The sequence below is a fragment of the Deltaproteobacteria bacterium genome (assembly GCA_016709225.1).
GTDB classification, from domain to species: Bacteria; Myxococcota_A; Polyangia; order Nannocystales; family Nannocystaceae; genus Xiheibacterium; species Xiheibacterium phototrophicum.
Genome location: JADJEE010000002.1, coordinates 1488688 through 1507726, shown reverse-complemented (window position 1 = coordinate 1507726; position 19039 = coordinate 1488688). Strand labels below are relative to the sequence as shown.

Genomic DNA, 19039 nt, shown 5'->3' with positions numbered 1-19039 from the left:
GCTACCAGTCCTTGATGGGGCCGTTGATGCGGCCGCGCGGGCGATCGAGCAAGTAGCCGTCCTGCTCGTCGAGCTGGTCGAGCGCACGCTGGAGATCGGCACGCTCGACCGGCGTCGGCGCGGCGGGCTGCTCCTGCTTCTGGTCGGCTTGCTTCTGGTCGTCTTGCTTCTGGTCGTCTTGCTTCTGGTCGTCTTGCTTCTGGTCGTCTTGCTTCTGGTCGTCTTGCTTCTGGTCGTCTTGCTTCTGGTCGTCTTGCTGCTGGCCCGAGTCACCGCCGCTCGAGTCGGAACCCCCGGAGTCACCGCCGCCGCCCGAGTCGGAGCCGCCGGAGTCGTCGGAGCCGCCCGAGTCGGAGCCGGCGGAGTCGTCGGAGCTGCCCGAGTCGGAGCCGCCCGAGTCGTCGGAGCCGTCGTTCTCCTCGTCCTGCTTCTCTTCGTCCTTCTTCTCCTCGTCCTGCTTCTCTTCGTCCTTGCGCTTGCGCTGCAGCGCGATCTCGAGGTTCCACTTGGCGTTCTCGTGGTCCGGCCGCGCCTGGAGGCAGTCGATGTAGCGCGCGATCGCGTCGTCGTACGCCTCGGCGTTCAGCGCGAGGTTGCCGAGCTCGTAGAAGGCACTGGCGCGCACGTCGACCGACTCGGCCTCGCTGGCGCGCTCGAACGCGGTCTTGGCTGCGTCGGTGTCGCCCTTGGCGAGCAGTGCCAGGCCGCGATCGAACGAGAGCTCGGGGCGCTCGCCCAGCCGCGCGACCGCGCGGTCGAAGGCCGCGAGCGCTTCGTCGTGTTGCCCGGCCTCGTACGCGTCGATGCCCGCTTCGACGTCGGCGTCGTGGCGCGCGAGCCGGTCGGCCAGCCAGCCCGCGAGCAGCACGGCGGTGATGGTGCGTCCGATCATCGTGGGTCGGCCCTCCGGCGGCGCTGGGGCAGCGCCAGCGCCAGCGTCAGCAGCAACACGGCGGGGATCACGAAGAAGCTGTAGCCCTCGTCGCGCAGGATCTCGATCGTGACCTCGCGTCGCGACCTCGACAGCCCCTCGAGCTGCTGCCGCACCGCATCGAGCCCGAAGTGCTCGGGATCGACATGCACGAAGCGACCGCCGGTGGTCTTGGCGATCTCCTCGAGCAGCTCGGCGTCGATGCGGGTCATCACGTAGTTGCCCTGCTCGTCGGTGATGTACCCGTCGGGGTTGCCCTCGTCGTCGAACTTCTGCACCGGTTCGCCGGACTTCGAGCCGATGCCGACGGTGTAGACCCGCACCCCGAGTCGCGCCGCCTCCTTCGCGACCTCCATCGGTCGGCTCTCGGTGTCCTCACCGTCGGTGAGCAGCACGATGGCTTGGTCGTTCTCGGCCGGTGGGATGGTCTTGTCGTCGAGCTTGGTCTCGTCCGTGCCGTCGGCGGCGATGAGGTCGTCGGCGTCGCCGCGGCGGGCATCGACGAGGAATGTGAGCGCGAGCGTGAGCGCGCGGCCGATCGCAGTGCCGCCGGGCTTCTCGCGCCGGGGATCGGCGGCCTGCAGGTAGGTCTTGAGCAGGCGGATGTCGGCGGTGACCGGGAAGCCGCGCGCAGCCCCGGCGAACACCACGACGCCGATGCGATCGCCGCGTCGCGCCGCGTCGTCGAGGAACCGCGCCAGCTCGGCCTCGAGCCGCTCGCTGCGCGACGGGTAGACGTCGGCCGCGAGCATCGACTTGCTGTAGTCGACCGCGATCACGATGTCGAGACCGCTCGCCGGCACCACGTTGGCCTTGCCGCCGTACTGCGGCCGCAGCAGCGCCACCGCCACGCACGAAAGGCCCGCGATCGCGAACACCGATTGCAGCACGCGGTTGCCGGTGTGCACCGACGACAGCAGCTTGGTGACCAGCGCGGACTGGCCCAGCGCCGCGCGTGCGCGTGCGCGCTGCCTCGCACCCCACAGCACGGCACCGATCGCGAGCGGCACCGCCAACGCAGCCCACCACCAGTCGAGCCGACCCCAGTCGATCGCATCGAGCGTGCGGACCGTGAGATCGGCGGGCGGCTCGGCCCAACGCCATGCGCTCGCGATGCTCACGGGAACCTCCGCAGTCTCGTGTTGCGCAGCACCAGCTCGAGCACGAGCAGCGCCAGCGCCGGCCACAACAGCCACGCGAACAGCTCCGGCAGCACCGACTCGCCGGCGATCTCGGAGCGCTCGAGCTTGTCGAGCAGGTCCTGGAAGCTGCCCGAGAGCGCGTTCTCGTCGGCCGCGGTGTAGGCATAGCCGCCGGTCGTGGCCGCGACGCGCTCGAGGCGTGCGGGGTCGACGTTGCCCTGATCGCGGCCGTGTTGGCCCATCAACACCGTGTAGATCTGCACGCCGCGGGTCGCGGCCTCGCGCGCGATGGCGTCGGGATCGAGGCCGTCGGCGTTGTGGACGCCATCGGTGAGCAGCACGATGACGCGGCTGGCGGCCTCGGAGTCGCCCAGTCGGTTGAGCGCCATGCCGAGTCCCGCACCGATCGCGGTGGTGCTGCCGTCCATGGTGCGCAGCTGCAGGCGTCGAACCATCGAGCGCAGGACCCCGTGATCGATCGTCAGCGGCGACACCGTCGACGCGCTCGAGCCGAACGCGACCAGGCCGATGCGGTCGCGTGGGCGTCGCACGATGAAGGCGTCGATGACCCGCTGCGCGGCGCCCAGGCGGTTGGGCGCGAGGTCGGGCGTTTCCATCGATTCCGAGAGGTCGAGCGCGATGACGATGTCGATGCCCTCGTGCTCGATGCGGTCGGCACCGTGGGTCGACTGCGGCCGCGCGAGCGCGAAGCACAGCAGCATCGCGGCGGCCAGGCGCATGCCGTCGGGCAGGTCGACGAAGTGCACCGCCCAGCCCCGTGCGACCCGACGCAGGCTGTTCGAGCGGGAGAATCGCATGGTCGCCGGACGCGGCCGCAGCAGCGCGCGCACGACCAGGGCCATCACCGGGACGATCGCGGCGGTCGCCCACCATGGCTCGGCGAACACGATCCACCGCACGCCCTCGCGCAGCAGCGCCAGCAGCACCAGCGCGACCGCCAACAGCGATGCGAGTGCCCACCCGAGGGTCGACGCGATGCTCGACCATGGCTTCATGGCGCGGCCTCCGGCGCGGCGGGGTCCGGGGAGATTGCTTCGCCGGCGGGGTTGCGATCGCTGCGCGAGCGCTCCACGGCGTCGCGCACCCATGACAGGTCATCGCCGGCGGCGCTGCCATCCGGGCGCATGCGCGCGAACTTGACGAGGTCGCTGCGCTGGAGGAACGCAATGACCTCGTCGGCGGACAGCGGCGCGACCGCATTCGGATCGCGCAGCAGTGCGCGGCGGATCTCGTCGGTGGTGCGATCGAGCGCCTCCACGCCGAAGCGCCGCTCGAGGTAGCCCTTGCCGATCTCGGTGAGCTCCACGTAGTAGTCCTGCACGCGGCCATCGCCGAGCAACGAGCCGCGCTCGAGCTCGGCCAGCGCCTCGAGGGCGAGCTCGTGGGCCGGAATCGCCGGTGCCAGCACGAGCGGCCGACGACGGCGACGCAGTCGCGCGATCACCCACCAGGCCACGAGCGCGGCCACCAGCGTGGCCGCGACCGAGTACACCACCGTCTCGGCGAGCGTGTTGGGGTACTCGATCGAGATCGGCGGGTCATCGCCGCGCGGTTGCGGATCGGCCTCGTTGGCGAGCAACGCGTCGACCGTGAAGGCGACCGCGGGAACGGCGGTGGTCTGGATCGCGCCCTGCTCGTCGACGTAGGTGAGCGTCACCGTGGGCACCGTCGCGGGCCCGGGCGCGAAGTGCTGCAGCGTCACGGTGAAGGTCTTGCGCAGGCCCTCGCCGGTGGTCTCGGGCTCACCCTCGGTGAGCTCGACCATGTGGAGCGGCTCGAAGCTCACGCCGATCGGGAGGTTGACGCTGTAGCCGCGGGGGTACGCGGCGGTGATCTCGAGCGTCAGCAGGTCGCCCACGTGGGACGGATCGGGCCCGAGGCGCGCGGTCACGGCGACCGGCGACTCGGCCGGCACGTCCGGCGCGGCGACGGCCGGCGCGGCGACGGGCCCGTCGACCGGCGCAGTCGCTGGCGCGGCCGCCAGTGCCGCCGCCACCCACGTGGCCCGTGCGAACTCGAACGCCGCGATCAATGTCGCATCCTCCGGTTGCGCCGCGCGAAGTAGGCGACCAGCGGTCCCTGCCAGTCGGCGCCGCAGCGCACGTTCACGGTCGCGAGCGACAGCTTGCGCATCAGTCGTTCGAACGCGTCGCGTTCGCGCTCGACCTGGGCCTTGAAGCGCGCCGCAGCGCGCGGGCTGAGATCGACGAAGCCGTCGTCGCCGAGCTCCAGCAGCTCGAGGTCCTCCAGCGCGACCAGGCCCAGCGGTGGCAGCTCGAGCTCGATGGGGTCCTCGACGCGGATGGGGATCACGTCGTGGCGACGGGCGGCGACCTTGAGTGCGTGCTCGAAGCGCGGGTCCCAGCTCGTGCCCTTCTCGTCGACCGCGTCGACGAAGTCCGACACCAGCACCGCGACGGTGTGGCCCTTGGCCACGCGCGCGAGGTACTCGAGCGCTGCGCTCGGCCGCGTGCGGCGGCTCTGGGGCTCGTGGGTGAGCACCCGCTGGACGACCGCCAGCACGTGCTTGCGACCGCTGCGCGGCGGCACGAACACCTCCACGCGATCGGTGAAGCCGACCAGTCCGACGCGGTCGTTGTTGGAGATCGCCGAGAACGCGAAGGTCGCGGCCAGTCGCGCGACCAGCTGCCGCTTGTCGTAGTCGCGGCTGCCGAGGTCGAGGCTGGCCGACATGTCGACCATCAGCATCACGGTGAGCTCGCGCTCCTCGGTGAAGAGCTTCACGTGCGGCATGCCCGTGCGCGCGGTGACGTTCCAGTCGATCGTGCGCACGTCGTCGCCGGGCTCGTAGGCGCGGACCTCGGAGAATGCGATGCCCTGACCCTTGAACACCGACTGGTACGAGCCGGCGATGTGCTGCTCGACCAGGCGGGAGGTCTGGATCTCGATGCGTCGGATCTCGCGCAGCAGCTCGGTGGTGCGCGCGCGGGCTTCGTCGCTGGTGAGCGGTGCGCCGGCCATGTCGGAACTCGTCAGGGCACCTGCACGTGCTCGAGGATCTGCCGCACGATCTGTTCGACCGTCTTGCCCTCGGCCTCGGCCTCGTACGACAGGATGATGCGGTGGCGCAGCACGTCGGGCGCGACCGCCTTGATGTCCTCTGGGCTGACGTAGCCGCGCCGGCGCAGGAACGCGTGCGCGCGCGCGGCCTGGTACAGCGCGATCGAGGCCCGCGGCGAGGCGCCGAAGTCGATGAACGCCTGCAGGTCGGCGAGGCCAGCCGCGCCGGGGCGACGGGTCGCGCCGACCACGTCGACGATGTACCGCTGGACCGGCTCCTCGACGATGATGTCGTCGATGGTGCGGCGCACCCGCGCGATCTCGTCGGGGCCGATCACCGGCTCGGCCTTGGCCTGCGAGGACTCGGTGCCGGAGCCCATGCGCTTCATGATCTTGAGCTCGTCGTCGGCGCCGGGGTAGTCGACCTTGATCTTGAACATGAAGCGATCGAGCTGCGCCTCGGGCAGGTTGTAGGTGCCCTCCTGCTCGATCGGGTTCTGCGTGGCCAGCACCAGGAACGGCGTCGGCAAGGGATAGGTGGTGTCGCCGACCGTGACGTGGCGCTCCGCCATCGCCTCGAGCAGCGCGCTCTGCACCTTGGCGGGCGCGCGGTTGATCTCGTCGGCCAGCAGCAGGTTGGTGAAGATCGGGCCCTGCTTGTTGGTGAAGGTGCCGCTCTGGTGGTTGTAGATGACGGTGCCGATGACGTCCGACGGCAGCAGGTCTGGCGTGAACTGCACGCGCTTGAACTGCAGCTGCAGCGTCTGTGCGAGGGTGTTCACCGTGAGGGTCTTCGCCAGGCCCGGCGCGCCCTCGAGCAACACGTGCCCGCCGCACAGCAGGCCGATGAAGAGGCGCTCGATCATGTCGTTCTGACCGACCACCACCTTGTGGATCTCGGTGAAGAGCCGATCGACGAACGCGGACTCGCGCTCGACCAGCTCGCTCACCATGCGGATGTCATAGGCGCCAAGGGTCATGGCTGATGGGTTCCGTGGGCTTCGTGGGGAGCTCTCGCGGGGCGCGGACGGCGGCCCTCGAGAACTCCGGAGGGGGCGCGCTTCGTGGGTGCAGCCCTTGGTGGCCGGCGTCGCGAGCGTCCTCGGACCCGCACGTGTCGTGCGGCGGTGGGACCGGAGGCAGCCCGCGGGTGCCCGCGGACTGCGAGCGCGGCGGCATTATTCCCGAGCGGCCTGGGCCCGCGCAAGTGTGCGCGTCGCCCCGCGGTTTGACCGCACCCCGGGGGTGATCTACAAGCACAGCCGCACATGAGTACCCCAAAGAACGAGCGCATGTTCGACCTCCGGGTCGTCCACCGGTACATCGGGTCCGGTCGCGTGACCAAGGAAGAGTACGACGCGCACCTCGCGGGGCTCGTGGATGTCGCGGAGAACGTGCGGCCGCGTGAAGAAGGTGGCGACGAGGACGGCTACGATCGTCCGATTGCCGCCAACGAGCCGCGGCGTCCGGCGCCGCTGCCGATCCGTCGCGTCGTCACCGACGAGTCCGACATGGACGACGACGACGACGACGATGACGATCTCGACGACGACGACGGCGACGACGACGACGACGGGGACGCGGCGCAGGCCGACGAGCCCGCGACCGATGCTCCCGCCGATGACGACACGGGCGGCTGAGCGCGCGCGCACCGGCTGGTCGGCGTGGTTGTTGCTCGCGTCGGTGCTGCTACCGACGGCGGCCGCGTGCCGTCGCGTGACCGAAGACGCAGCACCGTTGCCGAGCGCCGTGGTCACCAATGGCGGCGGCGAGTCGTCGCTGCCGCGGGGACCGACCGAGATCTCGACCATCGTCGTGCCCGACTTCGCCCGCGTCGCCAAGCGCGTGGGCCCGTCGGTCGTCACGGTCATCACCCAGGTCACCGCCGCCGACGACCGCAAGGGCGCCCGCGTCGTCCGTGGGGTCGGCAGCGGGATGGTGGTCAGCGCCAACGGTCAGATCCTCACGAACGAACATGTGGTCGCCGGCTCGAAGGGCGTCGAGGTCGAGTTCGCCAGCGGTGAGCGTGTGGTCGCTCGGGTGGTGTTCGCCGACGACCTGCTCGATCTGGCCCTGCTCGATCTCGAGGGCTCGACCCCGACGCTGGTGCCGGTCGAGCTGAGCGCACGCGAGCCGACCCCGGGCGAGTGGGTGATGGCGGTGGGGCAGCCGTTCGGCCTCGGGCACACCGTGACGGTCGGCGTGATCGGGGGCCTCGGCCGCGATCACGACGATCTCGGGCGGCCCGAGGGGCTGCGGCCCGACGGGGTGTGGAACTTCATGCAGACCGATGCGTCGATCAACATCGGCAACTCCGGCGGCCCTCTGGTCGACGCCGACGGCAGCGTCGTGGGCATCACGACCGCGGTGCGCAGCGACGGGCAAGGCCTGGCGTTCGCAGTGCCGGCGGCGATCGTCCGGCGCTTCCTCGACGACGTGTGGACCTTCGGTCGGGTCCGCCACGCGCGGCTCGGCATGAAGGCCGAGAACGCCGAGGCGGGGGTGATTCCGGGTCGCGGCGGCGTGGTACGGATCACCGGCGTCGACGAGAGTGGGCCCGCGGGTCGGGCCGGCCTCGCGGTGGGCGACGTCATCCTCGCGATCGATGGCACCCCGGTGCGCCGGGTCTCGGACGTCGCGTACCGCACCTTGCTGCGCGGGGTCGGAGCGAAGCTGACGATGACCATCAAGCGCGACGGACACGTGCCGGACGACGTCATGGTCGTCGCGGCCGAGGCCCGCGCGGGTTCGTGATCGAGCGGGCCTGACGACGCGCGAATCCGAGATTCGATCTCCGCGGCGGTGTCGTGGCGCAAATCTCATGGCGGTTGCAAGGCCGGCTTTGGGGCTGGCGTTCACGGCCACATCCGACGAATCTTTCCGAGACCGAGGTCGCGTGAGCGCCCCAGGCATGCACCGGTCGCGCACCCAAGGAGTACCCCATGAACATCAATGTCGATCGCTTCCTCGCCCTGACCGCACTGCTCGCCGCGCCGCTCGTCAGCGCATCGGCGTGCATCATCACCTCCGACGATGGCGACACGGGCGGCGGTAGCGACGGCTCGGCCTCGGCCTCGGCGTCGACGACCAACTCGACCTCGAACGGCACCACCGATGGCTCGACGACGGCGTCGAACGCCGACGGCAGCACCGGCAGCGTCGACGGCAGCGGCTCCGACAGTGGCGGCGTCGACTCCGGCAGCGGCTCCGACTCGACCACCGGCGGCGACGTCGGCAACTGCTGCGAGGCCAACGGCGGCCCCGGCTGCACGATCCCGGAGATCCAGGACTGCGTGTGCGCCCAGGATGCGCTGTGCTGCGACGAGGTGTGGGACGACATCTGCGTGGGCGAGGTGGTCTCGCTCGGCTGTGGCACGTGTGATCTGCCGCCGCTCAACTTCGACTGTTACTGCACCGCGGATTGCGACGGCACCGCGGTCGACACCCCCTTCGAGGTCTGTGCCACCGATCCCGGCGCCGCGGCGCCCGCGGGACAGTCGGCATGCGAGGCAGCCCTCGGTGCGATGTGCACGACCTCGAGCTGCGAGGCGTGCGAGTGCTTCACGTCGGAGCTGCCGATGATCATCTGCGAGTAGTGCATCGCTGGCCACGTAGTGCATCGCTGGCCACGCGGGCGGATCCGGCACGCCGATCCGTCCGCGGCCGCCCCTGGCGCACGCGCGGCGCAGCGCTCGCGCGCGCCGGGCTCACGTGGCGATGTCGGCCTCGGCTGGGGTGCGGCCGCGCGTTCTCATGCGCGCGCGGCCACGCGTGCGGCTGCTCGCCTTGACGAACGAGCGGCGCCCGGCTAGGTGGGCAGGCCATGATCACGACGCTAGCCCAGCGACTGACGGTGATGCTGCTCGACACAGCGGTCGAACGCGGCGCGCAATCTCGGTTCGTCGGCGTGCGTCTCGCGGCCGGTGCCCTCGATCGCGCACGCGGCTGGATCGGGCTCGATCGCGTGCGCCGTGCTTCGCCGCTGCCCGACTGGCAGCCGACCGCGCCCGATCGACCGATGTGGGAGACCGATCGCAAGAAGCTGCGCAAGTGGCAGCTCGATCGCGGCATCTTGAAGGACGAGACCGCCGGCGCCGAGGCGCAGACGCCGGCCGTACCGGCCGATGCGATCAAGGTCTACTACAAGCGCGGCTGCCCCTACGCGCGCGCGGCCATCGAGCTGCTGCGCGAGCGCGAGCTGCCGTTCGTCGAGCAGGACGTCAAGGGCGATCCGCAGACGCTCGAGTGGTTGACCATCGTGACCGGTCGCAAGACCACGCCGCAGGTGTTCGTGCTGGGCCGTCCGGTCGGCGGCTACGACGAGCTCCGCGCGCTCGATCAGAGCGGTGAGCTGGCGAAGATGCTCGGCGTCGACGGCCCGACGCAGGGCGACACCGACACCGACGCGCTGGTCGACGACGAGGTCAGCGTCGACGACGTCCGCGTCCGACTCGAGGACGGCGCGACCGTGCTCGCGCTCGACGTGCGCTCGCACGCCGAGGCCGACGACACCGGCATGCTCGCCCATGCCGTGTTGATCCCGCTGCACGAGCTCGAGGCGCGCGCGACCGAGCTCGATCGCGCGGGCGTTTGGGTGGTCTACTGCAAGAGCGGCTCGCGCTCGCGCACCGCAGTTTCGTTGCTGCGCGGCCTGGGCTTCGCGCAGGTGGTGAGCCTCGCCGGTGGCATCGAGGCCTGGCGCGCTGCCGGGGCGCCGGTGGTCCGACTCGGCGCCACCGCCCCGCGCACGACGGCGCCGCGCCGACTGCCGGTCGTGCACCCAGAGCGCTCTCCCTTCGAGGCCGCGCTCGATCTCGGTGACGCCATCACCGACGTACTCGAGGGTGACGCGCTGGTCGAGCGCGTGCGCGAGGTGCTGGCCGAGTGTCGTCCGCTGATCCAAGCCGACGGTGGCGATGTCGAGTTGCTCGACATCCAGGCCGACATCGTGCACGTCGCGCTGTCGGGCAACTGCATCGGCTGCCCGAGCTCACAGGCGACGCTGCGGCAGGGCATCGAGCGGCGCTTGAAGCAGCGCATCCCGCAGATCAAGGGCATCGCCTCGCCGCAGCTGGCGTAGCCCGCGTTCGCAGCCGTCCCGCGCTACCGCGTCGCGACCCGGCCCTCGAGCGTGCGGGCACAGTCGCGCACGCGCTCGGCGAGCTCGCTGCGCTCGCCAGAGATCAACACGTCGGCGATCTCGCGCAACGCGGCCGCGATGGCGAACTCGGACCCCGAGCGGCCGCGCAGGCCGAGGCGAGCGAGCACACGGGCGAGCGCGAGCCGTTCGGTGATGGTGGCAGGGGACGCTTCGTCGGTCGGGTCCATCATCATCACGGCCATGCGCGTGGTTGCCGGTGCGGCAGCTCAGGTTCCCGGGGGCATCGAGCGCTCGCTGTAGCGGGGCGCGGCCGAGCGCACCGTTGCGCGGGCGAATTCGGCGTCCCCGACGGTCATCCGGGCCCGTTCCTCGACGTTTGGTGCGAGTGCAGACCGTTCACGTGAGACATCGGGAACCTCCTGATGGTCCGAGCGCACCTCGAAATCAGGGGCGAAACGATGGCGACGAAGAACTCGCGATTCCAATTGATCATGGTGTTGTGCGCCGCGCTGGGGCTCGGCGCGTGCCAGACCGACGGCGACGCGAGGACCGGCGACGGTGCCGGCATCGTCACCCGGGTCACCGCGTCCGACGAGACCCACCAGGCGACAGGCATCGCCGCGTGGAGCGTCATGGGGCTCGACGAGCAGACCACGATCGTCAGTGGTCTCGACGACGCCGCATCGCAAGTGGCGTCGTTCACGATGCGCGTCACGCCGACCACGTTCACGTTCGAGGTCTACGGTGCGACCGAAGGCGTCATCTCGGTGACGCACGAGGGTGAACTGATCGAGAACACGCTCGACAGCACCGAGCTGATCGAAAGGTTCACGCAGGATTCCAATGCGCTGCTCGAGGCAGCGGGCTTTCGTAGCTGGACGGACTGCGCCGTTGGCGTTGGCAGCACGGTCGCTGCATGTGGCCAGGCCTGGGCCTCGAAGAAGGACTGGAAGGCCTGGACGGCGTGTGCGGCCACTGGCGGAGGCGCGGCGAAGACGTGCTACGACGCTGCGAAGGAGTCGGTCGGCGGTGGAACCGGCGGCACCGGGGGCACCGGGGGCACCGGCGGCGGCACGCAAGGTACGGACGGCGGCTCGGGTGGTACGGACGGCGGCTCGGGTGGTGGCTACGGCTCGGATGGTGGCTACGGCTCGGACGGTGGCTACGGCTCGGACGGTGGCTACGGCTCGGACGGTGGCAACGGCTCCGACGGCGGCTATGGCTCGGACGGCGGCGGCTACGGCTCGGACGGCGGCGGCTACGGCTCCGACGGTGGTGGCTACAACAGCGACGGTGGCTACAACAGCGACGGTGGCGGCTACGGGTACGGCTACGCGCCGGTGGAGCCCGGTCGCGGGCGCTTCGCCGCGAGTATCCCGACCGACGGTGCCGTGTTCTCGCCGGCGTTCGGCGACGCTGCCCCCCTGGAGGGGCCCGTCACGATCTCGTCGTGGAACCTCGACGCTTCGCGTCGGCGATGAGCTCGAGCCGCGCGGTCATCCGGGAGCCGGCTGGCCTTCGGTCAGCTGGATCTGCCGCCACGCACCGCTGCGGAAGCGCCAGCCGAGCACCAGCGCCAGCGCGGCCAGATAGGCGACCAGGCACGCGATCGCCCCGACGGGCCCCGCGCCCGTGCGCAGCACGACGAGTCCGGCGAGCGGGACGAACAGCACCCACGCCAGCACGACGCGCGCCCACATGCACCACGCGGTGTCGCCGGCGGCCCGCAGGGTCTCCGACAGCGTGATGCTGATGGCGTCGAACAGCTGCCACGCGGTGCTGACCAGCAGCATCGTCGCGCCGATCTCGACCAGCTCGGCGCTGGCGCGCTCGCGCGCGAAGATCGACATCACGCGGTCGGGCATGAGCGCATAGACCAGCCCGACGAAGAGTTGCCAGCCGCCCGCGACGACCATCGTGCGCCGGACCAGGCCGGGGACCGCGTCGCGATCGTCGCTGCCGATCGCCTGGCCCACGAGGATTGCACCGGCCGATGCGAGTCCGAACGCGGGCATGAACGCGATCGAGTTGACCTGCACCACCGCCATGAACGCCGCGACTGCGGTGGTGCCGAGCTCGGCCACGACCACGTTCACGAAGAAGGTGAACGCCGCGAACTCGAGGAACCAGTTGATGCCGTTGGGCAGCCCGAAGCGCAGCATGCGGGCCAGCTCGGACCACCGCAGCGGCCCTCGACTGCCCTGCGCGACCACGCCGATGCGGCGCCAAAACGCGAACGCGACCAGGGCGAATGCGCACCAGCTGGCGAGCGCGCTGGCCCACGCCGCCCCCGCGACGCCCAACGCAGGGGACCCGAGGTGGCCATGGATGAACACCCAATTGAACCCGACGTTCAGCACCATCGCGACCAGGTTCACCATCATCGGCAGCCGCGTGTTGCCGACGCCGGCGTACCACGCACCCAGGGCTTCGATCCCGATCACTGCCGCGCAGGAGGTCAGGCGGATCGCCATGTAGTCGACCAGCAGCTGCTGCACCGCGGGTGTGTAGCCGAGCAGCGCGACGGTGCCGGGCAATGCCAGCGTCGCGAGCCCGGTGAGCAGGCCCGCCGCCAGCGCCACGCCGAGGCCGTACCACGCGAAGCGACGCGAGCCGGCGGCATCGCCCGCGCCGGTGAGCTGCGCGGAGAAGCTCTGCACGATGAACGCGATGCCCATCGGCAGGATGAACACGTTGAACGAGTTCGAGGCACCGGTGGTCGTGGCTGCGATCGCCTCGTCGCCCAGCGACGCCACCATCGCAGCGTCCGAGAAGCCGATCACCGCCTGTGACGCGCGCGACAGCACCACCGGCCACGCCAGGCGCAGGAGGGTCGCGTAGTCGTGCCGTGCCGCCATCCGAAGCGGCGGGACGATAGCAGCGGATCACCGCCCGCGAGCGTGGGCGAACGGTGGTGAAAGCGTCATCGTTGCCGGCTCGGCTTCACAGCCGCGCCACGCACTCGACACAGGACCACGCCCGCGGCGCCGTGGGGTCGTCGCGCAGGCCCACGAAGGCGCGTTCACCCGCGGGCAGGGCCGCGCCACAGCGCGCACAGGTCGACGCGCGGTTGGGCACGACTTCGTTCCACGCGTAGACATCGGCGAGATCGTTGGACGTCGGCGAGCGGGTCGCGCCTGCTGCGGGCGCGGCGGTGTCGCCGGGTGCGGCCGCATCCACGCCGGCGGTGGCGCTGGCATCGTCGGCGCTGGTGGGGTCGTCGGTCGCGCTCGCATCCGTGGGTCGGCGGCCCCGCGCCCGCGCGACACCCTGACCGACTTGCCGACCGAGCTCGATCGAGTCCTGCACGATCGCGTCGACGCCATCGACCACGCTGCCGACCATGTGCAGCGTGTCCTCGAGGATGTTGCGGACCAGCTGCGAGACCGGCAGCCGGCGCCGCGTGGCCTCCTGCTTGAGCGCCGACTCGAGGCTCTCGGGCACCCGCGTCTGGATCAGCCGGTCCTTGCGCTCGCGGTCCGTCATGGCCTGCACTGTACCGCGTGCCGCCGACGCGAGGACAGTGATGACATCGTTTGTATGACAAAATATACGTGCGATTCCAGACAGTTTGGAGATATCGCTTGCCGTTGTTCGCGTTCGTATTACAAACGATGACATGAAACAGCGCAACACGCGCCAAGCCGAGCCGACGCTCCCCCGGGACTTCGTGTCGCTCGATGACCCCCGAGTCGAGCCCTTCGGACGCGATCTCGACGAGCTACGGCAGCGCATCGAGGCCGAGGTCGGGGCGGACGATCTCACCCGCGTGCGTCGGCTCGATCGGCTCTCCCGCGGTCTCGAGATCACCGGCCGCGTCCTGCTCCACTTCAGCTTCGAGCCCGTCGGCTTCGTCGCCGGGGTCGGCGCGTTGTGGCTGCACAAGCAGCTGCAGGCGACCGAGATCGGACACACCGCGCTGCACGGCGCCTACGATCGCATCGAGGGCGCCGGCCGCTTCCACGCCAAGCGCTTTCGTTGGGACGTGCCGATCGACGAGCGCGCGTGGCACCACAGCCACAACGTCGAGCACCACCAGTACACCAACGTCGCCGAGCGCGACCCCGACCTGCGCTACGGCATGGTGCGGCTCAGCCCACGGGTGCCGTTTCGTGCCCATCATCGGCGGCAGCTGTGGTCGGTGGTGTACACGTGGCTGGGCCTGGGCTTCTTCATGAACCTGCACGCCACCGGGCTCGACCGCGTGATCATCGACGGTGACGCGGGGCCCCAGCGCGCCGACGAGCCGGCCGGGCAGACGCTTTCCGATCGCCGTCACGCAGCGTTGCGAAAGTACGCGCCGTACTATCTCTACAACTTCGTGCTGTTCCCCGCGCTCGCGGGTGCAGGCTGGTGGAAGGTGCTGCTCGGCAACTGGATGGCCGAGACCCTGCGCGACGTGTACTCCGCGGCGTCGATCTTCTGTGGGCACGTCGGTGCCGACGTGAGGGACTGGCCCGCCGACACGCGACCCAAGGGGCGCGCGCAGTGGTACGCGATGCAGGTGCAGTCGGCGAACGACTTCCGGGTGCCGTACGTGCTGTCGGTGCTGTGCGGCGGGCTCGACTATCAGATCGAGCACCACCTGTTCCCGCGGCTGCCGCCGGAGCGCCTGCGGCAGATTGCGCCCGAGGTCGAGGCGCTGTGCGAGAAGCATGGCATGCCGTATCGCGTGGCCTCGTGGCCCGCGACGCTGGGCAAGGTGTTCCGACGTCTGCGCAGCCTCACTGCCGAGTTCGTCGCGCCCGCCGCCGGTGTCGCTGCCACGCGCGAGCAGGCCGACGCGGCGTGACGGCGACGGCCGCCCGGTGTGCAGCCACGCGGTGCGAAAGTTGGCTATCGTGCGCGCCACGATGATTCCGCGGCTGCTGCTCACCGTCGTCCTCGCTGCCACCGCTTGCACCGGCAAGACCTCCGAGGGGGCACCTGCCGGTGACGCGGCGCCGACGGCCGATGGCAAGGCCGCCAATCCCAAGCCCGCCGCCGACCCCAAGCTGCTCGATCCCGACGCTGCCACCGCGCAGGCGCCCGCGACCTATCGCGTGAAGTTCGACACCACCAAGGGTCCGTTCACGATCGAGGTCGTGCGACAGTGGGCGCCCATCGGCGCCGATCGCTTCTTCAATCTCGTCGAGCTCGGCTTCTACGATGACGTCGCGTTCTTCCGCGCGATCGATGGCTTCATGGTCCAGTTCGGCCTGCACGGACACCCCGATGTGACGCGGGCGTGGAAGGCCGCAGATCTGCGCGACGATCCCCGCACGCAGCGCAATGCGAAGGGCACCATCAGCTTCGCCAACCGCGGACCCAACACGCGCTCGACGCAGGTGTTCATCAACTTCAACGACAACGCGCCGCTCGACAGCATGGGCTTCGCGCCGTTCGGCCGCGTCGTCGAGGGCCTGGACGTGGTCGAGTCGCTGCACACCGGCTACGGCGAGGGCGCGCCACAGGGCGCGGGCCCGGATCAGATGCAGATCGAGCGCGAGGGCAACGACTACCTGCGGCGGCGTTTCCCGAAGCTCGATTGGATCAAGACCGCGGTCGTCGAGAAGTAGGCGCGGGCGAGGCGCGGGGTGCGCTACAGGCGCCGAGCGAGACGGCGCCGCAGGGGCGGGCGTGGGCGCGAGACGGCGGGGACTTGCCCGCCGGCCCTGGATCGTGCGAGAAAACGCCCACGACTTTGACTGACACCGGTGTCAGTGACGGTCGTGTCCAGTCGGACTCCCGCTCCCGCACTGCCTCGAGGACTCCCCATGGCGACCACGTCCGAACATCGCAACGACCTGCTCCGCGTCATCCAACAGCCCGCCGTGCAGCAGCTGCTCGACGACGCCCGCGAGCGCTTCTCCGCCGAGGCCGGCGTCAGCTTCCGGTCGATCAACACCCAGTTCCAGCGCCCGGTCGAGTTCGACTTCACCGCGCAGCAGCGGGCCACCACCACGCTGCTCTTCGGCGGCTTCACGTTCCGGCACGAGTACCTCATCAAGTGCGCGTTCGAGAACCTCGGCTACAAGAGCGCGGTCCTGCCGACGCCCAACACCGATGCGTTCCAGGCCGGTAAGGAGTACGGCAACAACGGGCAGTGCAACCCGACGTACTTCACGGTCGGCAACCTCGTGCAGTACCTGCAGTGGCTGCGTGACGAGAAGGGTCTGTCGACGCAGGAGATCATCGACGGCTACTTCTTCATCACCGCCGGTGCCTGCGGCCCGTGCCGCTTCGGCATGTATGAGGCCGAGTACCGCCTCGCGCTGCGCAACGCCGGCTTCGATGGCTTCCGCGTGCTGCTGTTCCAGCAGAAGGGCGGCCTCAAGCAGGCCGACGTCGAGGCGGGCCTCAACCTCAACACCGACTTCTTCATGGGCATCGTCAACGCCATCAACATGGGTGACCTGCTCAACGAGCTGGCCAACCAGATGCGACCCTACGAGGTCGTGGCGGGCGAGACCGATCGCGTGCTCGATGCCTCGCTGGCGTTCCTCGGCGAGGCCATGAAGCAGAAGCGACCCGCGGCGCTGTCCGGCAAGATCCGCGAGCTCATGTCGGACTCCGCCGACAAGCTCGACCTGCTGGTCAAGTTCCTCGACATGGTCACGACCGACGACTACACCGCGCCGCTGCGCGAGGTCGCCCGTCGCATGAACGAGGTGCAGCTCGATCGTCTGCAGCCCAAGCCGATGGTGAAGGTCACCGGCGAGTTCTGGGCCCAGACCACCGAGGGCGACGGCAACTTCAACATGTTCCGGTTCCTCCAGACCGAGGGCGCCGAGATCATCACCGAGCCGATCGCGACCTGGCTGACCTACATGTTGTGGCAAGAGAAGATCAAGGCGCGCGACCGTCGGATGATCGACGAGACCGAGGCGGATCTGAAGTGGTGGCAGGTCGGCAAGCGCCTCAAGCTCGACAGCAAGTACCTGAAGAAGCGCACCGCGATGGAGATCGCGGACCGCATCTATCGCCGCGAGTACGATCGCATGCGCGAGGCGCTGGGTGGCACCACCCACGAGATCGTCGACATGTTCGAGATGGAGAAGCTCGCGCACCAGTTCTATCACACGCGTTCCGAGGGCGGCGAAGGCCACCTCGAGGTCGCGAAGAACATCTACTACACGGTCAAGGGCATCGCGCACATGGTGCTGTCGCTCAAGCCCTTCGGCTGCATGCCCTCGACGCAGTCCGACGGCGCGCAGTCGGCCGTCATCAACCACTTCAAGGACATGATCTACCTGCCCATCGAGACCTCGGGCGAAGGCGAGATCAATGCCCACAGCCGCGTGCAGATGGCACTCGGCGAGGCGAAGGCGAAGTGCAAGCGCGAGTTCGCCGACACGCTCGCGAAGCTGCCGTACTCGCTCGACGAGCTGCGCGCGTGGGCGGAGCGCAACCCCGAGGTGAACCGGCCGCTCTACCACCTGCCGCACTACGAGGGTCTCACCGGCACCGCGGCTCGCACGGCGCGTCACATCGCCGAGCGCATGCAGGCCGAGGGCATCGCGCCGGGCGCTCGTCGCCCGAGCGACGCCGAGCTCGCCGCCGAGTGATTCCACCGTGGGGGCCCCGCCGGCCCCTGTAGTGTTGGTACGGACGATCGCGGCCGCTGGCCGCGATCGTCGTTTGTGCGCTCGATCGCGTGGCCTTGGCGAACCGCGGCGATGACGGGGTCACCAACAGCATGAGTGGCCGCTCCCCGCACCTCCGTCGTTGCTCCGTGGGTCCCATGCCGCCGATGGCGCTGTGCCTGGCCGCTGTCCGCGGCGCTGGCGTGCACCGTCAGCGGCCACGCGGAGCTCGAGGTCTCGGCGACCGACGTCGCCAGCACCGACGACGGCTCGGACGCGACACAGGGCGAGAGCGCTTCGCACGGCGGCAGCATGTCCGCGAGCGCGGCCGACGGTGACAGCTCGCAGGGCGACGGCGGTGACGCGAGCGCCGACAGCAGCACCGGCGAGGGCAACGACACCGATCCACCGCCGGAGTGGCTCGGCGCCTCGATGGGTTGTGGTGGGCAGCCGGGGTCGATCCTCGACGGCGTGATCGACGTCGGCGGCGTCGCACGCGAGTACATCATCGAGCTGCCGACTGACTACGATCCCACGCGGGCGTACCCGCTGGTGTTCGGCTTCCATGGTCTCACCGAGAACATGTCGACCTCGCAGAGCCGCTTCCGCGTGCAGCAGGAGTGGGACGGCGAGGCCATCGCGATCTACCCCAATGGCCGCATCCTCGCGCAGTTCGGTGGCGTCAGCGGCTTCGAGTATGGCAACCCCAACTCGGCCGATGTCGACATGTTCGACGTGCTCGCCAACACCGCGGCCAACCAGCTGTGCGTGGATCTCGACCGCCTGTTCGTGATGGGCTTCTCCGACGGCGGCTACTTCACGCACTCGCTGATGTGCTATCGCGGCGCGTACGTGCGCGCGGCCGCACTCGGAGGTGCAGGGCTCGGCGGCACCTCGGCGCAGCCCGAGAACTGCCACGGGCCGGTGCCGGCCTGGACGATGCACGCGACCAACGACGAGATCGTGCCCTTCGTCAACGGCGAGGCCGTGCGCGATTTCTGGCGCGCCGAGGACGGCTGCGGCACCGACACCACGCCGATTTCGCCCACCGACCGCTGCGTCGAGTACCAAGGTTGCACCGGCGAGAACCAGCTCGTGTGGTGCGAGTCCGATCAGGGCCACTGGTGGGTCGAGGACTGGGCCTCACCGGCCGCGGCCGAGTTCCTCCAGCGCTTCAGCTCGCCCAACTCGCCCGACTGACCCCCGCGGGGCGGGCGATGGCTTGACACTGCGCGCGCGCGGGTGATAGCCCGATTTC

At 70.0% G+C, this 19039-nt stretch carries 18 protein-coding genes; 9 read left to right on the top strand and 9 right to left on the bottom strand.

The features are described from left to right. Position 1: 1 nt before the first annotated feature. Genes IPH07_20490 through IPH07_20465 form a run of 6 tightly spaced genes read right to left on the bottom strand, consistent with a single transcriptional unit; the run spans position 2 to position 6068 of the window. Positions 2 to 892, bottom strand: coding sequence for a tetratricopeptide repeat protein (locus tag IPH07_20490; protein MBK6919786.1), 891 nt, complete (start codon positions 890 to 892; stop codon positions 2 to 4). Then, positions 889 to 2052 carry a VWA domain-containing protein gene (locus IPH07_20485; GenBank protein ID MBK6919785.1) on the bottom strand — a complete coding sequence of 388 codons (1164 nt, stop codon included), beginning with the start codon at positions 2050 to 2052 and terminating at the stop codon, positions 889 to 891. The genes IPH07_20490 and IPH07_20485 overlap by 4 nt, the downstream gene beginning before the upstream one ends. Further along, positions 2049 to 3089, bottom strand: a complete 1041-nt coding sequence (locus IPH07_20480; protein ID MBK6919784.1) for a VWA domain-containing protein — start codon at positions 3087 to 3089, stop codon at positions 2049 to 2051. Before IPH07_20480 ends, IPH07_20485 begins: the two co-directional genes overlap by 4 nt. Then, positions 3086 to 4126: a hypothetical protein gene (locus IPH07_20475; protein ID MBK6919783.1), complete on the bottom strand. Its 1041-nt coding sequence runs from the start codon at positions 4124 to 4126 to the stop codon at positions 3086 to 3088. The genes IPH07_20480 and IPH07_20475 overlap by 4 nt, the downstream gene beginning before the upstream one ends. Continuing rightward, complete coding sequence (locus IPH07_20470) at positions 4123 to 5076, bottom strand: DUF58 domain-containing protein (protein MBK6919782.1); 954 nt, start codon at positions 5074 to 5076, stop codon at positions 4123 to 4125. The genes IPH07_20475 and IPH07_20470 overlap by 4 nt, the downstream gene beginning before the upstream one ends. 11 nt (positions 5077 to 5087) lie before the next feature. Further along, positions 5088 to 6068: a MoxR family ATPase gene (locus tag IPH07_20465; GenBank protein MBK6919781.1), complete on the bottom strand. Its 981-nt coding sequence runs from the start codon at positions 6066 to 6068 to the stop codon at positions 5088 to 5090. Between the two features lie 315 nt (positions 6069 to 6383). Between IPH07_20465 and IPH07_20460 the strand changes: the two genes are divergently transcribed. The 4 genes from IPH07_20460 (at position 6384) to IPH07_20445 (ending at position 10195) form a co-directional block, all read left to right on the top strand. Then, positions 6384 to 6755 (top strand): hypothetical protein, encoded by a 372-nt coding sequence (locus tag IPH07_20460; GenBank protein ID MBK6919780.1) that lies wholly within the window; start codon positions 6384 to 6386, stop codon positions 6753 to 6755. Then, complete coding sequence (locus IPH07_20455; protein MBK6919779.1) at positions 6736 to 7869, top strand: trypsin-like peptidase domain-containing protein; 1134 nt, start codon at positions 6736 to 6738, stop codon at positions 7867 to 7869. Before IPH07_20460 ends, IPH07_20455 begins: the two co-directional genes overlap by 20 nt. A 188-nt stretch (positions 7870 to 8057) precedes the next feature. Further along, positions 8058 to 8711 carry a hypothetical protein gene (locus tag IPH07_20450; protein ID MBK6919778.1) on the top strand — a complete coding sequence of 218 codons (654 nt, stop codon included), beginning with the start codon at positions 8058 to 8060 and terminating at the stop codon, positions 8709 to 8711. 227 nt (positions 8712 to 8938) lie between these two features. Next, positions 8939 to 10195, top strand: coding sequence for a NifU family protein (locus IPH07_20445; GenBank protein MBK6919777.1), 1257 nt, complete (start codon positions 8939 to 8941; stop codon positions 10193 to 10195). 23 nt (positions 10196 to 10218) lie between these two features. Here IPH07_20445 and IPH07_20440 read toward each other — a convergent pair whose 3' ends face one another. Next, complete coding sequence (locus IPH07_20440) at positions 10219 to 10458, bottom strand: hypothetical protein (protein ID MBK6919776.1); 240 nt, start codon at positions 10456 to 10458, stop codon at positions 10219 to 10221. Between the two features lie 216 nt (positions 10459 to 10674). Here IPH07_20440 and IPH07_20435 point away from each other — a divergent pair, with 216 nt between their 5' ends. Further along, positions 10675 to 11697 (top strand): hypothetical protein, encoded by a 1023-nt coding sequence (locus IPH07_20435; GenBank protein MBK6919775.1) that lies wholly within the window; start codon positions 10675 to 10677, stop codon positions 11695 to 11697. 15 nt (positions 11698 to 11712) lie between these two features. Here the strand turns inward: IPH07_20435 and IPH07_20430 are convergent, their stop codons facing one another. Both IPH07_20430 and IPH07_20425 read right to left on the bottom strand, forming a co-directional pair. Continuing rightward, positions 11713 to 13074 (bottom strand): MATE family efflux transporter, encoded by a 1362-nt coding sequence (locus tag IPH07_20430; GenBank protein MBK6919774.1) that lies wholly within the window; start codon positions 13072 to 13074, stop codon positions 11713 to 11715. Positions 13075 to 13159: 85 nt separating this feature from the next. Continuing rightward, a complete protein-coding gene (locus IPH07_20425; GenBank protein ID MBK6919773.1) occupies positions 13160 to 13702 on the bottom strand; it encodes a hypothetical protein in 543 nt (180 codons plus the stop codon). Between the two features lie 133 nt (positions 13703 to 13835). On the opposite strand from IPH07_20425, the gene IPH07_20420 reads away from it, so the two are divergent. From IPH07_20420 to IPH07_20405, 4 genes are all read left to right on the top strand, one after another. After that, on the top strand, positions 13836 to 15008 hold the full coding sequence (locus IPH07_20420) for an acyl-CoA desaturase (protein MBK6919772.1): 1173 nt from the start codon (positions 13836 to 13838) through the stop codon (positions 15006 to 15008). A 61-nt stretch (positions 15009 to 15069) separates the two neighbouring features. Continuing rightward, complete coding sequence (locus IPH07_20415) at positions 15070 to 15774, top strand: peptidylprolyl isomerase (GenBank protein MBK6919771.1); 705 nt, start codon at positions 15070 to 15072, stop codon at positions 15772 to 15774. A 198-nt stretch (positions 15775 to 15972) separates the two neighbouring features. Then, a complete protein-coding gene (locus IPH07_20410; protein ID MBK6919770.1) occupies positions 15973 to 17763 on the top strand; it encodes an activator of (R)-2-hydroxyglutaryl-CoA dehydratase in 1791 nt (596 codons plus the stop codon). Positions 17764 to 17898: 135 nt separating this feature from the next. After that, positions 17899 to 18981 carry a hypothetical protein gene (locus IPH07_20405; GenBank protein ID MBK6919769.1) on the top strand — a complete coding sequence of 361 codons (1083 nt, stop codon included), beginning with the start codon at positions 17899 to 17901 and terminating at the stop codon, positions 18979 to 18981. The last annotated feature ends 58 nt before the right edge of the window (positions 18982 to 19039 follow it).

What these genes read in the sequence shown, in the direction of transcription:
- IPH07_20435 (MBK6919775.1), top strand. Translation starts at nt 10,675, where the DNA reads ATGGCGACGAAGAACTCGCGATTCCAATTGATCATGGTGTTGTGCGCC.
- IPH07_20460 (MBK6919780.1), top strand. Translation starts at nt 6,384, where the DNA reads ATGAGTACCCCAAAGAACGAGCGCATGTTCGACCTCCGGGTCGTCCAC.
- IPH07_20480 (MBK6919784.1), bottom strand. Translation starts at nt 3,089, where the DNA reads ATGAAGCCATGGTCGAGCATCGCGTCGACCCTCGGGTGGGCACTCGCA.
- IPH07_20415 (MBK6919771.1), top strand. Translation starts at nt 15,070, where the DNA reads ATGATTCCGCGGCTGCTGCTCACCGTCGTCCTCGCTGCCACCGCTTGC.
- IPH07_20420 (MBK6919772.1), top strand. Translation starts at nt 13,836, where the DNA reads ATGAAACAGCGCAACACGCGCCAAGCCGAGCCGACGCTCCCCCGGGAC.
- IPH07_20445 (MBK6919777.1), top strand. Translation starts at nt 8,939, where the DNA reads ATGATCACGACGCTAGCCCAGCGACTGACGGTGATGCTGCTCGACACA.
- IPH07_20450 (MBK6919778.1), top strand. Translation starts at nt 8,058, where the DNA reads ATGAACATCAATGTCGATCGCTTCCTCGCCCTGACCGCACTGCTCGCC.
- IPH07_20430 (MBK6919774.1), bottom strand. Translation starts at nt 13,074, where the DNA reads ATGGCGGCACGGCACGACTACGCGACCCTCCTGCGCCTGGCGTGGCCG.
- IPH07_20470 (MBK6919782.1), bottom strand. Translation starts at nt 5,076, where the DNA reads ATGGCCGGCGCACCGCTCACCAGCGACGAAGCCCGCGCGCGCACCACC.
- IPH07_20490 (MBK6919786.1), bottom strand. Translation starts at nt 892, where the DNA reads ATGATCGGACGCACCATCACCGCCGTGCTGCTCGCGGGCTGGCTGGCC.
- IPH07_20440 (MBK6919776.1), bottom strand. Translation starts at nt 10,458, where the DNA reads ATGGCCGTGATGATGATGGACCCGACCGACGAAGCGTCCCCTGCCACC.
- IPH07_20465 (MBK6919781.1), bottom strand. Translation starts at nt 6,068, where the DNA reads ATGGTGAGCGAGCTGGTCGAGCGCGAGTCCGCGTTCGTCGATCGGCTC.
- IPH07_20425 (MBK6919773.1), bottom strand. Translation starts at nt 13,702, where the DNA reads ATGACGGACCGCGAGCGCAAGGACCGGCTGATCCAGACGCGGGTGCCC.
- IPH07_20455 (MBK6919779.1), top strand. Translation starts at nt 6,736, where the DNA reads ATGACGACACGGGCGGCTGAGCGCGCGCGCACCGGCTGGTCGGCGTGG.
- IPH07_20410 (MBK6919770.1), top strand. Translation starts at nt 15,973, where the DNA reads ATGGCGACCACGTCCGAACATCGCAACGACCTGCTCCGCGTCATCCAA.